Source organism: Mesorhizobium delmotii (genome assembly GCF_900149755.1).
GTDB classification, from domain to species: domain Bacteria; phylum Pseudomonadota; class Alphaproteobacteria; order Rhizobiales; family Rhizobiaceae; genus Mesorhizobium; species Mesorhizobium delmotii.
In genome coordinates this window covers 58881-71663 of the sequence record NZ_FUIG01000036.1, presented here as the reverse complement: position 1 = coordinate 71663, position 12783 = coordinate 58881, and the positions used below count along the sequence as shown (strand labels likewise).

The 12783-nt window shown below is 59.6% G+C and carries 14 protein-coding genes; 7 read left to right on the top strand and 7 right to left on the bottom strand.

All coding sequences use genetic code 11. The annotated features are described in order from the left end of the window. Nucleotides 1-8 precede the first annotated feature (8 nt). Nucleotides 9-731, top strand: coding sequence for a phosphonate C-P lyase system protein PhnL (gene phnL / locus BQ8482_RS21695; protein ID WP_123149464.1), 723 nt, complete (start codon nucleotides 9-11; stop codon nucleotides 729-731). 360 nt (nucleotides 732-1091) lie between these two features. On the opposite strand, the gene BQ8482_RS38695 is transcribed toward phnL (BQ8482_RS21695), so the two are convergent. Beyond that, entirely contained in the window at nucleotides 1092-1373 is a 282-nt protein-coding gene (locus tag BQ8482_RS38695) for a hypothetical protein (RefSeq protein ID WP_208867798.1), read from the bottom strand. Nucleotides 1374-1845: 472 nt separating this feature from the next. On the opposite strand from BQ8482_RS38695, the gene BQ8482_RS21685 reads away from it, so the two are divergent. The 6 genes from BQ8482_RS21685 (at nucleotide 1846) to BQ8482_RS21660 (ending at nucleotide 7500) form a co-directional block, all read left to right on the top strand. Further along, nucleotides 1846-2814 carry an ABC transporter ATP-binding protein gene (locus BQ8482_RS21685; protein WP_123149463.1) on the top strand — a complete coding sequence of 323 codons (969 nt, stop codon included), beginning with the start codon at nucleotides 1846-1848 and terminating at the stop codon, nucleotides 2812-2814. Then, nucleotides 2811-3812, top strand: a complete 1002-nt coding sequence (locus BQ8482_RS21680; RefSeq protein ID WP_123149462.1) for an ABC transporter ATP-binding protein — start codon at nucleotides 2811-2813, stop codon at nucleotides 3810-3812. Before BQ8482_RS21685 ends, BQ8482_RS21680 begins: the two co-directional genes overlap by 4 nt. Further along, a complete protein-coding gene (locus BQ8482_RS21675; protein ID WP_123149491.1) occupies nucleotides 3812-4738 on the top strand; it encodes an ABC transporter permease in 927 nt (308 codons plus the stop codon). Before BQ8482_RS21680 ends, BQ8482_RS21675 begins: the two co-directional genes overlap by 1 nt. Continuing rightward, nucleotides 4738-5616, top strand: coding sequence for an ABC transporter permease (locus BQ8482_RS21670; protein WP_123149461.1), 879 nt, complete (start codon nucleotides 4738-4740; stop codon nucleotides 5614-5616). The genes BQ8482_RS21675 and BQ8482_RS21670 overlap by 1 nt, the downstream gene beginning before the upstream one ends. A gap of 33 nt (nucleotides 5617-5649) precedes the next feature. After that, a complete protein-coding gene (locus BQ8482_RS21665) occupies nucleotides 5650-7203 on the top strand; it encodes an ABC transporter substrate-binding protein (RefSeq protein WP_123149460.1) in 1554 nt (517 codons plus the stop codon). 93 nt (nucleotides 7204-7296) lie between these two features. Then, nucleotides 7297-7500: a metallophosphoesterase family protein gene (locus tag BQ8482_RS21660; RefSeq protein ID WP_123149459.1), complete on the top strand. Its 204-nt coding sequence runs from the start codon at nucleotides 7297-7299 to the stop codon at nucleotides 7498-7500. 227 nt (nucleotides 7501-7727) lie between these two features. On the opposite strand, the gene phnN is transcribed toward BQ8482_RS21660, so the two are convergent. The 6 genes from phnN to phnL (BQ8482_RS21630) form a co-directional block, all read right to left on the bottom strand. Continuing rightward, nucleotides 7728-8312: a phosphonate metabolism protein/1,5-bisphosphokinase (PRPP-forming) PhnN gene (phnN, locus tag BQ8482_RS21655; protein ID WP_244602920.1), complete on the bottom strand. Its 585-nt coding sequence runs from the start codon at nucleotides 8310-8312 to the stop codon at nucleotides 7728-7730. Beyond that, the gene (locus BQ8482_RS21650; protein WP_123149458.1) at nucleotides 8309-9031 is read right to left on the bottom strand and encodes a DUF1045 domain-containing protein; all 723 of its coding nucleotides are present in this window, start codon (nucleotides 9029-9031) and stop codon (nucleotides 8309-8311) included. Before BQ8482_RS21650 ends, phnN begins: the two co-directional genes overlap by 4 nt. Continuing rightward, the gene (locus tag BQ8482_RS39435; RefSeq protein ID WP_244602919.1) at nucleotides 9031-9303 is read right to left on the bottom strand and encodes a hypothetical protein; all 273 of its coding nucleotides are present in this window, start codon (nucleotides 9301-9303) and stop codon (nucleotides 9031-9033) included. The genes BQ8482_RS21650 and BQ8482_RS39435 overlap by 1 nt, the downstream gene beginning before the upstream one ends. Before the next feature lie 66 nt (nucleotides 9304-9369). Next, entirely contained in the window at nucleotides 9370-10596 is a 1227-nt protein-coding gene (locus tag BQ8482_RS21640; RefSeq protein ID WP_123149457.1) for an alkaline phosphatase family protein, read from the bottom strand. A gap of 143 nt (nucleotides 10597-10739) precedes the next feature. Continuing rightward, nucleotides 10740-11885 carry an alpha-D-ribose 1-methylphosphonate 5-triphosphate diphosphatase gene (locus BQ8482_RS21635; RefSeq protein ID WP_123149456.1) on the bottom strand — a complete coding sequence of 382 codons (1146 nt, stop codon included), beginning with the start codon at nucleotides 11883-11885 and terminating at the stop codon, nucleotides 10740-10742. 167 nt (nucleotides 11886-12052) lie between these two features. Continuing rightward, the gene (gene phnL, locus BQ8482_RS21630) at nucleotides 12053-12775 is read right to left on the bottom strand and encodes a phosphonate C-P lyase system protein PhnL (protein WP_123149455.1); all 723 of its coding nucleotides are present in this window, start codon (nucleotides 12773-12775) and stop codon (nucleotides 12053-12055) included. Between the last annotated feature and the right edge of the window lie 8 nt (nucleotides 12776-12783).

The window sequence follows — 12783 nt, the reverse complement described above, 5'->3', positions numbered from 1 at the left end:
CTACGCGCATTCACGTCAAAGGCCTCGCCAAGATCTTCACTCTGCACACTCAGGGCGGAACCATTCTCCCTGTCTTCGACAATATCGAGCTCACCGTGAAAGCCGGCGAATGCGTTTGTCTGCACGGACCGTCCGGATCGGGAAAGTCAACATTGCTGCGCTCGCTTTATGCCAACTACAAACCGGATGCCGGCAAGATTCTGGTCGAGCACATGGGCGAGACTGTCGATTTGCTCGCGGCCGAACCATGGGAGGTGGTTGAGATCAGGCGCCGCACGATCGGTTATGTCAGCCAATTCCTGCGTGTGATTCCACGCGTGATGACGCTCGACATCGTCGCCGAGCCGGCAGTCGTCAACGGCGTTCCCTCCGAGGAAGCTCACGCCGCCGCCCGCATTTTGCTTTCTCGTTTGCGTATTCCTGAAAGGCTGTGGTCACTCGCGCCGGCCACCTTCTCCGGCGGCGAGCAGCAGCGGGTGAACATCGCGCGAGGCTTCATCGTCGCCTACCCGGTCCTGCTGCTCGACGAGCCGACCGCCTCTCTGGATGCCGCTAACCGGCAGACCGTGGTCGAGCTTATCAACGAGGCCAAGGCGCGCGGCGCCGCCATCGTTGGCATCTTCCATGACAAAGAAGTGCGAGAGGTCGTCGCAAACCGGCTCTTCGAAATTGGCAAACCGTCAAACGCCAAAGTGCCGGTTGCGGTCTCGGTCGCGGAGGCGTACGCATGAAGTCCGCCACCGGTTCATCTCGCTATGCGATCTATTATACTTCCGGTCCGGAACATCCGCTAACCGTAGCGGCGAAGGCCTGGCTTGGGCGTGAGCTATTTGCGCCCGGAGTTTCCATTGGAGGCGGTGGATCCAACCAGGACCGATGAGCCCCGCCGATACGGCTTGCACGCAACCCTGAAAGCGCCGTTTCGATTGCGGGAGGGCACCTCCGTCGAGGAACTGGAACAGGGGCTGCACAAGTTTGTCGCCGCATCGCCCCGCTGTCCTATCTGTCTCCTGAAGATCGATCTGTTGGGCGGTGGTAACTGGCGAGCACGGTCTCAACGTCCTTGTAGATTTTCTCGAGCGCGGCCGTCATCACCGGGCGTATGTGTCGAACACCATCGTGGCGCGTTTCGCGCGCAGTGTACCGGCGACGAATTTGAGGCGCGCTTTACGGTAGTGTGCGAGCCGTTCCTGCGGGAGCACGAGGAAGTCGCGTGCAGCATCCTGCTTTGTCGGCTCGGGAATGCCTGCGATAGCGGCGGCGTCGAAGACGTTCTTGCAGAAAGAGGCCGCGCCTAGCCGCTCTCGGCAAGGGCGACTGGACCACGGCGCGGCTGACGCAAGCGCGGCTGCGGGTTTCTTGAGGTCGGCCATGAGACACTCCTGCGATGTCAAACCTGTATTCTCCAGCGCAGCATCAAGGAACTTGCGGACTTGGTCGCCACGGCCGAATCCATGCTCTTCATTTCAGCCAACCCAGTATGGCAAAAGCAGAGGCTCCGGTAAGGCCAGAACGCCTTTCAGAGCACGCATGTTACCCATCAAGCAGTTGTAGCCACAAAGATTGAGGAAGAGGCAAATTTGACGCCCCGCGGCATGTCGCCTGGCATTGGCCGATGTCCGACGATGTTGGAGATGCGACATAGCCGGTTCAATTGATTGCCTTATAATTAAACGACTTTTTCCTTTGGCACGCATATTGCTCCCGGTCATCAGTAAACGCGTCACGGACCGACAATAATCGCGCGGACGATGTCGAAGTGTTGGCACAATTCTTCGTCTGTGAATGACAAGGTGTTCCGCAATCCAGCGGCGACAGCGCCTCCGTTGACCGGTGGGATGTGGCATGCAGGAACTCATCAGGATCGAGCAACTTTCGGTCGGCTTCGGTGATGCCCAAGCCCTGCGTGGGGTCGATATCGCCGTCCACGCCGGCGAAACTGTCGGCATGATCGGGGAGAGCGGGTCCGGCAAATCCGTCACTTGGCTGGGAGCGGTCGGCCTACTGCCGCAGGCGGCGACAGTTTCGGGCCGGGTGATACTCGAGGGCCAGGATATCCTTCACGCCTCGGCGGCGCGGCTCACGGCCATTCGAGGCAAGCGTATCGCTATGATCTTCCAGGATGCCACGAGCGCGCTCAACCCGGTCCATACGGTCGGGGGTCAGGTGACCGAGGTGCTGCGCCTACACCGAGGCATAGACGGTCGAGCCGCCCGGGCTGAAGCCCGGCGATTGTTCGAGCAAGTCGGCATTCCCGACGCGGGGCGCCGGCTCGATGCTTATCCCCACGAATTGTCGGGCGGGCAAAACCAGCGGGTGATGATCGCTGTGGCGCTTGCCGGCCAGCCCGACCTTTTGGTGGCTGACGAGCCGACCACGGCCCTCGATGTCACCATCCAAGCGCAAATCCTCGATCTGCTACGCTCCATCCAGCGCGATACCGGCATGGCGCTGGTGCTGATCTCGCATGATCTAGGCGTCATCGCGGAAGTCTGCAGCCGCACCTATGTGATGTATGCCGGCCGTATCGTGGAAGAGGCGCCGGTGACTGACCTGTTCGCCGCCCCGCTCCATCCCTATACCCGGGGCCTGCTGGATGCCATTCCGAGCCTTGAGGGTCCACCGAAGCGCCTATCCGCAATTCCCGGCGCGGTGCCCGCGGCAACAACGCGTCACGCGGGTTGTGCTTTTGCGCCGCGTTGCCCGATACGCGTCGAAAAGTGTGGGAGCGATCCCGTGCTCCTGCCACCGCGCGGCGGACATCGAGCGGCATGCATGCAGTTGCACGAGTCCATACTCGAGGGCGCGGCATGACACCGAATCTGCTCGTCGCCCGAAACCTCACAAAACACTATGAAGTGTGTTCCGGTTTGTTCGGCCGCCGCAGGTTGCTCGTCGCCGTCGACGATCTTTCCCTCGCCGTCGCACGTGGAGAAACGTTGGGTCTTGTCGGCGAATCGGGCTGCGGCAAATCGACGACCGGCCGCCTGCTGCTTGGCATCGAAACGCCCGATTCGGGTTCGGTGATATTCGAAAACAAGGCACTACCGCCCAGCAACAGCGCCGCTTGGCGACAATTACGGGCACGGATGCAGCTCGTCTACCAGGATCCGCTCAATGCGCTCGACCGGCGGCTGACTATTGCCAAGCAGGTTGGCGAGCCTTTCCAAATTCACGGCATCGGCGATCCCGTCGGACGTCCGGCGTGGGTTGCCACATTGCTCGGCCTAGTCGGCCTATCGCTGGATTACGGCGATCGTTTCCCCCATGAGTTGTCTGGTGGCCAGCGCCAGCGCGTGGTGTTGGCGCGGGCACTCGCCACCCGTCCCGACCTTCTGGTCTGCGACGAGCCGATCTCGGCGCTGGACGTGTCGATCCAGGCTCAGGTGACCAACCTATTCACCGATATCCAGCAGCAGCTCGGACTTGCCATGGTCTTTATCAGCCACGATCTGCGCGCCGTCCGTCAGGTCAGCACCCGGGTTGCAGTCATGTATCTGGGCCGGATCGTTGAGGAGGGGCAGACCGCCGAGGTATTGCAAGATCCACAGCACCCTTACACCCAGGCGCTGGTTTCGGCCGTTCCCGATATCAGGAAATCCAGCCGCCCGCGCATTGCCCTGGCCGGCGACCCACCCGATCCGGCGGACCGGCCGACGGGCTGCGATTTTCATCCACGCTGCGCCATGGCGGTCGCCGCCTGCAAGCAGGTGCGCCCCGTTCTCAAAGCGGTCGGCGACGGAACCAAGAAAGCGGCCTGCCATCTGGTTCACCACGATGCGACAGCTGCCAAGACGGCGTGGGTGCCCTGATGAGTCGCTTCGTTTTGGTGCGAGTTGCGAGGGGGCTGGTCACCATCCTTCTCGTCGTCAGCTTCGCTTTCGTGGTCCTCCGCCTCTCGGGCGATCCGGCGCTCGAAATCCTTTCCAACGAAGCGCCGCCGGAAGCGCTCGAGGCCTTCCGCAAGGCCTGGGGTCTCGACCAGCCGATTTGGGTGCAGTTCATCGACTATCTCCGGATGATTCTGACCGGCAATCTCGGCCAGTCGATGCGCGACGGTCGAGATGCCCTAACCGTGGTGGTCGAGCGTATTCCGATCACGCTGATGATCACCATTCCCGCCCTGTTGCTGGATGTGCTGATTGGCATTCCGGCCGGCATCTATGCCGCGTTGCATCGCAATAGCTTGCTCGACCGGGGCGTGATGCTGGCTGCGGTTGCGGGCTTCACCGTGCCGTCCTTCATTCTCGGTTTGCTGCTCGTGCTGGTCTTCGCCGTATGGCTCGGCTGGTTGCCGTCCGGGGGAGCGCATGGCTGGACCCATGCCATTCTGCCGGTGATCACGCTTGCGGCCGGCGGCGCTGCCGTGCTGGCGCGATATACCCGCAGCGCCATGCTGGAAGTGCTGAACCAGCCCTATATCCGCACGGCGAGCGCCAAAGGCGTGCCGTGGCGCCTAGTGGCGTTCGGGCATGCTCTGCCCAATGCGGCCATCCCGACGGTTACCATAGTTGGCTTCATGGTTGGGCAGCTGATCGCCGGCGCCGTATTGGTCGAAAACGTCTTTTCCTGGCCGGGGGTTGGGCGGCTGCTCGTGGCTTCGGTCGTCAGCCGCGACCTGTCGGTGGTCCAATGCGTGCTGTTTCTCGTCGCGATCACCATGGTGACCTCCAACCTCGTCGTCGATCTGGTCTATGGCCGCCTCGATCCGCGGACTCGTGGCCGGAGGGGTTCCTGATGCTGCGACGCCTCGAAGCCGAGCGGAAAGCCAAGGCTTCCGCGCGGTCGAAGCGCGCGACAACGCCGCTGTTGGTGCGGCTAGCCATCATCTTCCTCATCCAGTTGGTCGGAACAGCGCTGCTTGCCGACTTCCTGACGCCCTACGATCCGGTGGCGATCGACCTTCGGGCCCGGCTGGCGCCTCCGGTCGGGTTCGGCGGGCTATTCGCCCATCCGCTGGGCACCGACGAATTGGGCCGAGACATGCTCTCGCGCCTGATCCTGTCCATCCGCATGAGCGTGTCGATCGCGATGGGGGCGACATTGTTGGGCGCCGCATTGGGAACAGCGCTTGGATTCCTTGCCGCGCATTTCCGAGGCTGGGTCGAACACGCCATACTGGCGCTGGCCGATTTCCAGGCGACCATGCCGTTTTTGATCTTGGCACTCGCCGTCTTGGCCTTTGTCGGCAATGCATTGCAGATTTTCATCTGCTTGCTGGCTCTGCATGGTTGGGAGCGTTATGCCCGCATCGCTCGGGGGCTTGCCATCAGCGCTAATGCGCAGGGTTATGCCGGCGCCGTCCGACAGCTCGGGGCCCATCCGCTGCGCGTCTACTGGCGGCATATCCTGCCCAATGTGGCGGCCAGCCTGATCGTCTCGATGACGATCTCCTTTCCGGAGATCATTCTGGTTGAGAGCGGTCTCAGCTTTCTTGGCCTCGGCGTACAGCCGCCGGCGACCTCGCTTGGCGCCATGGTCGGCTATGGCCGCGACTATCTGACCCGCGCCCCTTGGATTCTGGTTGCCCCGTCGCTGGTGATTTCGCTGATGGCGCTCTCAGTTTCCCTTGTCGGCGACTGGCTGCGCGATCGCCTCGACATCGAACTGCGATAATTCCTTCCCCTTTCCTAGTCCAAGGAGACTATCGTGCCTATCATCAACCGCAGAACCCTGATCAAATCGGCGGCCGCTGGCGCCGCCCTGGCGGCCTTGCCACGCACGGCGTTCGCGCAAACGCAACGCCCCAGGATCGTCATTGCCGTGCCGACGCAGCCCGACTATGCCGATCCGGTGATGCTCAACAATACGCCCGCGTTGCGCATGCTCTACAATGCCTATGATGCGTTGCTGCGCATGGATTACAATGACAACCTCGCGCTCTATCCAGCTCTTGCTGAAAGCTGGGAGCGGATCGATGCCGCGACAGTGGAGTTCAAGCTCCGCCCGCGCGTCAAATTCCACGATGGTTCGCTCATGACCTCCGACGATGTGGTGTTCTCGCTCAGCGATGAGCGCAAGCTCGGTCCAAATGGGGCCGGCAGAACCATTGCAGGGCAGTACCAGAACAACATCGCGAAAGTCGAAGCGGTCGATCCTCTCACCGTGCGCGTTACCACAAGGATTCCTGACCCGGCGACCGAGAAAAAGCTAGCTGCTTGGAGCGCCCAGATCGTCAGTCGTGCCGCCTTCAACGAGGCAGGCAGCTGGGACAATTGGTTCGCCGCGCCCATCGGAGCTGGCGCGTACAGGATTGCGTCCAACAAGAAGGACGTTGGTCTCGCTCTCGAATCCCACGACGAATACTGGGGAGGCCTGCCCCCGTTCGCGCGCATCGAGTTTCGCGTGGTTCCTGAAAGCGCTTCACGCGTCAATGGTTTGCTGGCTGGAGACTATGACATAATCTCGGATGTTCTTCCTGACCAGTTTGGCGGCATCGAGCCCTCATCCGACCTCGAACTGGTGGGCGGGTCGATCAGCAATCTTCGCGTCATCATAATCGATACCACCGCGCCGATCCTGTCGGATGCTCGGATTCGCAAGTCAATGAGTCTTGCAATCGACCGTCAGCAGATTATCGACCAGCTCTGGGCCGGTCGCACCACAATTCCAAACGGCGCACAGTATGCAATTTTCGGGGACGTCTATGACGCCAGCAGGCCCGCACCAGCCTACGATCCCGAACAGGCAAAAACCCTTATAGCGGAAGCCGGCTATGGTGGCGAACCGATCACCTACAAGCTTATCAACAACTGGTATCCCAATCAGGCACTGACGGCGCAGGTTCTGGTCAGTATGTGGAAAGCCGTTGGTCTCAACGTCGTGCTACAACCCGTCGAAAATTCGGGCCAGATCGAGATCACGCCGCCTGGATGTATCTATGACAATTCCCTACTTCCCGCGTGGCCGGATCCGACGTCGATGGTGTGGCGCCAGTATGGACCGGGGGGCGGCACTTACAAGCTTGGTGTCTGGAAGTCTGAGGAATACCAATCGATTGGCAATGCATTCCGGCAGAGTTCCGATGCTGCCGAACGCAAGATCCTGCAGCACCGTTCGCTCGAACTGATCGCAGAGGATGTCCCGTTCATTATCCTGCACAACAACGGCGCGTTCTACGCCAAGCGCAAGAACCTGGCATGGGCGCCTTATTCAGCGCTTGTCATGGATTTCGGCCCTTTCAATCCGGCGATGAGGGGCTGATAAGAAGATCCTGCAATTGACCGACCACATCTGGTTCCGAAGGGGGCTCTGCTTAAAGGTCTGGATTCAGAGACACCCCTCAGGGCATGCCCCTTGGACATTGTTGCCCATCATTTCGATGCAGTAGCGCTGGTGATCAGCGGTGATATCGCTGATTTGGCTGACCGGGACTCTTATGAATTGTTCCGTGACATACTCGCCGAGTTCATGCTACCGCCACTGCCCATCAACGTGGGCAACCGTGATCGCCGATGCGTGCCCGGCGAGGTGTTTCCAGGCCGCCTTGGCCCGAAATGACAATAATCGCCGCCAGCACAGGCTCGGCCTCAGGAGGCGAGATCATCTTCGAATCCGGCGCGCAATCATATAGGACCAAAGGGGCGGCTTCGTCGGAAACGGCAGTATAGAGGACGTGATTTAACGGCCCTGATGATACGATCTGCGATCCCGTCGAGGCTAGCAGGGTTCGTAACACTCCGGGCAAGGCGCGGCTGGCATATGCCACCAGATGCTCTCCGAGGAGATTAGCATTTTGCGCCGCAAGCTTTTGCACTATTTTGGATCGAAAGAAGAATGCGGGTCAGCGCTTCGCCACCGTCTTCGGGCGATCCGGAATTGTCGATATGCAGCACATCGCCACCTTGGACGCTTTGCTGCTCGTTTCGGATCAGACGCTGTTTGATGCTCATCAGATTTTCGCGTCCCCGTTCGACCAGGCGCTTCGCCAATACGTCCATTGGCGCGGTGACGTTCACCACGAGCAGTTGCGGGTAGCGCGCTCGCGCTTCGGACAGAATGCCCCGGGAGCCGTTGACGACGACGACATCGCCACGCTTCAGCCACTCGTCGATATCCGAGGGTATCCCATAGGATAGGCCGTTTGCCTGCCAATGCAGCGCGAAGGCGCCTTCGAGGACCCGCCGCTGGAATTCGTCATTGTCGACAGGTTCATGGTTCTCTCCCACCGCGATCTGCCGGCTGATGACACGGCGTACGAAATGAACGCGCAGATCCGATCGAAGCCGGCTTCGCGCGTAATCGATCAGCGTGTCCTTGCCAACGCCGCTTGGTCCGACGACAAGGATCAACCTCCCCTGCAGCGACATCATCGAGCCCAGACCGCCGCTTTGAGCGCCGCACCGCCGTTCACTGTGAACTGCGAGCGGACAACGAAATCGCCCCCGTCGCGCTCCTGCACGAATAGTGACAGGGCATCGATACGATAATCCTCGGAAAGATAATCCTCAAAGAGCGCTTCCAGACGCTTTCTCGTTTGTGCTCGATCCTCTTCGGGAATGCGGTCGGTCAGCGTGATATGAAACCGGAAACGATCGAGCACATAGGGGTAACCCCATTGCACAAGATGGGCGGTCTCGATGTCATCGAGCGGACTTAGCAGCCGCCGTTGAAGTTCCGACGTGTTCATCGGTGCCCGGAAGCAATCAAATTCATCAACGATCTGCGCAGCAAAACCGCGCAAGGCCGGGATGGGACTGACGGGAACGAGCGCAAAGAAGCCACCGAGAAGATCGATTTTCAAAGCCCCAATCGGACAAGGGTACCCTGATGCGGCAAACCTACTGAGCGCCTCTTCCAGGTCCTCGACCGAGGTGCCTTCTCTCAGCCGGAACGGTGCCTTGAGCGTGGCATGAAAACCATATCGGCGCGGCTCCGAGGTCAGAAGGGCGTCCGCCTCCGGTCGAGCATCGTCGGCAGCATCAGCCCGGAAGGCATCACGACCAAGCCATGAACTCGCCGCTACGGTGAGCGGATGTTCCCGAGCCGGTGTGTAATAGATGGCGTAGCGAGGACTGCATGGCTCGGGCATCAGGCGCACGTCTCCGCAGCGGCAACCGCCGGCACAGCCATTGCGGTCGAATGATTGCCGATCTCGAACAGCCTATCGGCAACGGCTTCTTCAACTTCCTCGTCATGGAAGAATCCGACGATGGCGCCGCCGCGAGTGTCAGCAGCGCCCGTCGGTCCACCCTGTTGTTTTCCTACATCATTGCGCATTGTGTTCGTCGTTTCAAATTGTAGGCTCGAGGTCTTCCCTATACTGATCAGTTCGGCCCGAACAAAACGTCGGGCACCGTCCATCGCCCATTGCGCCGCCTGCTACGCAGTCGAAAGCGATGCACCTGGCGCAGATACTCCAGGAAAGCTCTATTGGGCTTCGAAGAGGGAGGCGGCCGAAAAATCCTTCGGGAGTTTCAGCAATTCGCCGATGGTTGATGCGAATTGCGTCTCATCGGCGATCTCGCATGAGCCCTGCGGGACATGCTTCCCGGAAAATATGCAAATCCGATCGTCGAATGGCGCTCCCGCCCAAAAACCGTGCGTGGAGAGATGCTTCGACTTGCCGAGGAACTGGTCAGATGGCGTGCTCGATGGCACCGCCTCAAAATCGTGACCAGGAGGAGCAGTAAACGTGCAAATGTTTGTCCGATCATCTTCAGAGACATGGATCGAATCACAGGGCTCGACGCCAAATTCCGACAACCGCGCTGTAACCGACTGCACATCGGCTTTGCTTGACACCTGAACATGGAGGACCGCGCCTTCAGTCGCCCATGCCGCGTCTGGGATGACGCGATCGGGATAGATTGCCGTGTGCACGGGACCATGGCCATGATCGCTCGTGATTGCGATGGCATATTCGGACAATCGGCCTGCACGCGCTAGCTGCGAAGTGATTTGACCGACGAGCAGATCTGCGAAAGCTACCGAGAAATGCGCCTCCCGGCTCTCATAGCCGAATTCATGTTGATACGTGTCCGTCAGATTCACCTCGGTCAGAATCAGATCGGGCGCGTCGCTGGAGCACGCAAGTGCGGTCGCGGCAGCAATCATCGACTGATCGCCCCACAGGAAATTTGTTATCCTAGAAACGTCGTCTGGCTTACTCGCGGCAGTCGCCTCCAATCCGAGTGGAACGCCTGCCAGGCGAGACTGCGGATCCTTCACGTTGAGTAGACGCGCACCCTGGTCACCTTGCTTCATGAAGCCGCAGCTTCGGAGCCAGCAAGGGGGTACATAGACCGATGTATGCTCTGGGTCTACGAGAGCATGGCCGATACAGGCGACGTCGAGGCCTGCCTCGTGTGCGCGCAGCGCGATCGTCCGAGTCTTAACGTCCTCGGCTTGCGGCGGTACGAACTCGCCGTTTACAAGAATTCGGTTGCCATAGATGCCGTGGCGCACTGTGCTGTCGCCTGTAAGGATCGAAGCACGCCCGGGCATCGACGTTGCCGGAAACGGCGAGCGCATCCTCTTTACAAGGAATCCGTTCTCAGCGAGCGCTGACAAGTTCGGATATCTGTTGCGATGATTGGCGAAATAGTCGGCGCTCACACCGTCGATCATCACCATAAAGACTTTTGCGCGTTGCATATTTTCTCACCTAGCTGGGGTTTAACTCTTAAGGTTCCGTTCAGGGTAGTTCCCGCTGTTTCATTTGAAGCGGAAGCCACAATTTCGCTAGCGCTGCAGGAACCTTCCAAGCCTGACGCCGCCAAACTTCCGATCGTATTGTGCTAGAAGACTTTTCGTCCCTCAGACCAAACCTCGCGCACGACAGGCGTGCCTTCACTAACAGTCACACGGACCAGATCGCCTCGGCGGCCGACTTCCACTGCGCCGCGATCGTTCATACCAAGCGCTGCGGCCGGATTAGCAGAGATGATTCGCACCGCAGTCGGCAGGTTGAGCCCGATGTGTTCCGCGGTCAGTAGGAATGCGGCTTGGAGGAGGCTGCTTGGGATATAGTCCGATGCCAGAATATCCAGCAGTCCTTCCCGGGCCAGTTCCCCTGCTGCGATGTTCCCGGAATGGGATCCGCCTCTCACGACGTTTGGGCCACCCATCAATATCGACAGGCCCGCCTTTCTCGCTGCCTTGGCCGCAGTCATGGTCGTCGGGAATTCGGAAATGGAAATTCCGAGGTCTATCGCCTCTTCTATGTGCGCATCGGTTTCGTCGTCGTGACTGGCGCATGCGATCGATCGCGCAGATGCACTCTCTGCGATATGGGTTCGATGCTTCGGCCCGAGTTCTTCAGATGCCGCTCGCCATTCATCAATTTGTTGCTCAAGGTTCTCAGACGACAGACCATAGTCCGCGTATTGTTCTTCGCGGAACTTCTTCAAATCGGCCGCCTGCCTGTGGCCCGGAGCATGGTCCATGATCGATATCAGCTTTACCAGCGGGTCATCGACAAATTGGGAGAAGAGCGGAAGAACACCCTTGTCTGTTATTTCACAGCGCAAATGCAGGAAGTGGTCCGCTCTGAGGAGCTGTCGCTCCTTCGCGCTTTTGATGCCCGCAATATTCGGCTCGAGATACTTGTTCCGTTCGGGTTTTCGGATGGTTGAGCCGACACATAACGCATCGAAAACAGTCGTCACACCTCCCGCGACGACCAAAGCATCGTGAGCCATGAGGGCAAGCTTTACATCCCACCGGACGCCGGGGCGAGGTGAAACATGTTTCTCCAGATTATCGGTGTGGAGATCAACAATGCCCGGCAACAAATAGTCACCCTGTAGATCAATTGCGCTAGGTGCGGAAACCGAACCGGCCGAGATGTCGGATATCATTCCTTCCTTCAGGCACACCCCGCCGGATACGATCTCGTTGGGCAGAACAACATTTGCGTTCGTGAATGAAACTTCATGAGTCATGGTATCTCACCAAGCGTTAAATTGAATTCGTTGTGAACGAAGGCCAAGTACAGCTACAGCCGTCGCGTTACCTAGGTGTGTGATCGCGTTTCGTGCTGATGCGCACATTGGATGTCTTCCCGCCATCCAGCTTGGTGAAGCGCTTGGTTACCGGTGCGCTATCCCGATCATCCACATGTCTCCGCTACCGCAGCAGGTGCCCCAGCTTCGGCTCCAAAACGACTTCCGACCTCGAAGAGCCTATCCGCAACGGCTTCGCGTACCTCTGCGTCATGAAAGATGCCGACAATCGCTGCACCGCGAAATTTGGCCTCGTTGATCAGGTCGACAACCGTGGCTCGGTTGGCGGCGTCGAGCGAGGCGGTCGGTTCGTCGAGAAGCAGGATCGGATAGGTGACGACGAAGCTGCGGGCGATATTGACGCGCTGCTGCTCGCCACCGGAAAAGGTGGCCGGCGCCAACGACCAAAGACGCTCGGGAATGCGAAGCCGGGTCAGCAGGGTTATGGCGAGGGCCTTCGCTTCCCCGGCCGGCATGCCATTGGCGATGGCCGGCTCGGCAACGACGTCAAGGGTGGCGACGCGCGGAATGACGCGCAGGAATTGACTGACATAGCCTATCGTCCCGCGACGGATTTCGACCACTTCCCAAGGCTCGGCGGACAGCAGGTCGACGGTCTCGCCCATGTGCTCGACCAGAATCCTGCCTGCACTCGGTTTGTAGTTGGCATAAAGCGAGCGCAGCAATGTTGATTTTCCCGATCCAGACGGTCCGTGCAGACAAACGCATTCGCCGGCTTTCACGGTGAGCTCGATATTGTCGAAGACAGGGAGGATGGTTCCGCCCTGAGTGTGCAGAGTGAAGATCTTGGCGAGGCCTTTGACGTGAATGCGCGTAG

What these genes read in the sequence shown, in the direction of transcription:
- BQ8482_RS38695 (WP_208867798.1), bottom strand. Translation starts at nt 1,373, where the DNA reads ATGGCCGACCTCAAGAAACCCGCAGCCGCGCTTGCGTCAGCCGCGCCG.
- BQ8482_RS21680 (WP_123149462.1), top strand. Translation starts at nt 2,811, where the DNA reads ATGACACCGAATCTGCTCGTCGCCCGAAACCTCACAAAACACTATGAA.
- phnN (WP_244602920.1), bottom strand. Translation starts at nt 8,312, where the DNA reads ATGATGTCGCTGCAGGGGAGGTTGATCCTTGTCGTCGGACCAAGCGGC.
- BQ8482_RS21670 (WP_123149461.1), top strand. Translation starts at nt 4,738, where the DNA reads ATGCTGCGACGCCTCGAAGCCGAGCGGAAAGCCAAGGCTTCCGCGCGG.
- BQ8482_RS21685 (WP_123149463.1), top strand. Translation starts at nt 1,846, where the DNA reads ATGCAGGAACTCATCAGGATCGAGCAACTTTCGGTCGGCTTCGGTGAT.
- BQ8482_RS21635 (WP_123149456.1), bottom strand. Translation starts at nt 11,885, where the DNA reads ATGACTCATGAAGTTTCATTCACGAACGCAAATGTTGTTCTGCCCAAC.
- BQ8482_RS21640 (WP_123149457.1), bottom strand. Translation starts at nt 10,596, where the DNA reads ATGCAACGCGCAAAAGTCTTTATGGTGATGATCGACGGTGTGAGCGCC.
- BQ8482_RS21675 (WP_123149491.1), top strand. Translation starts at nt 3,812, where the DNA reads ATGAGTCGCTTCGTTTTGGTGCGAGTTGCGAGGGGGCTGGTCACCATC.
- BQ8482_RS39435 (WP_244602919.1), bottom strand. Translation starts at nt 9,303, where the DNA reads ATGGACGGTGCCCGACGTTTTGTTCGGGCCGAACTGATCAGTATAGGG.
- BQ8482_RS21650 (WP_123149458.1), bottom strand. Translation starts at nt 9,031, where the DNA reads ATGCCCGAGCCATGCAGTCCTCGCTACGCCATCTATTACACACCGGCT.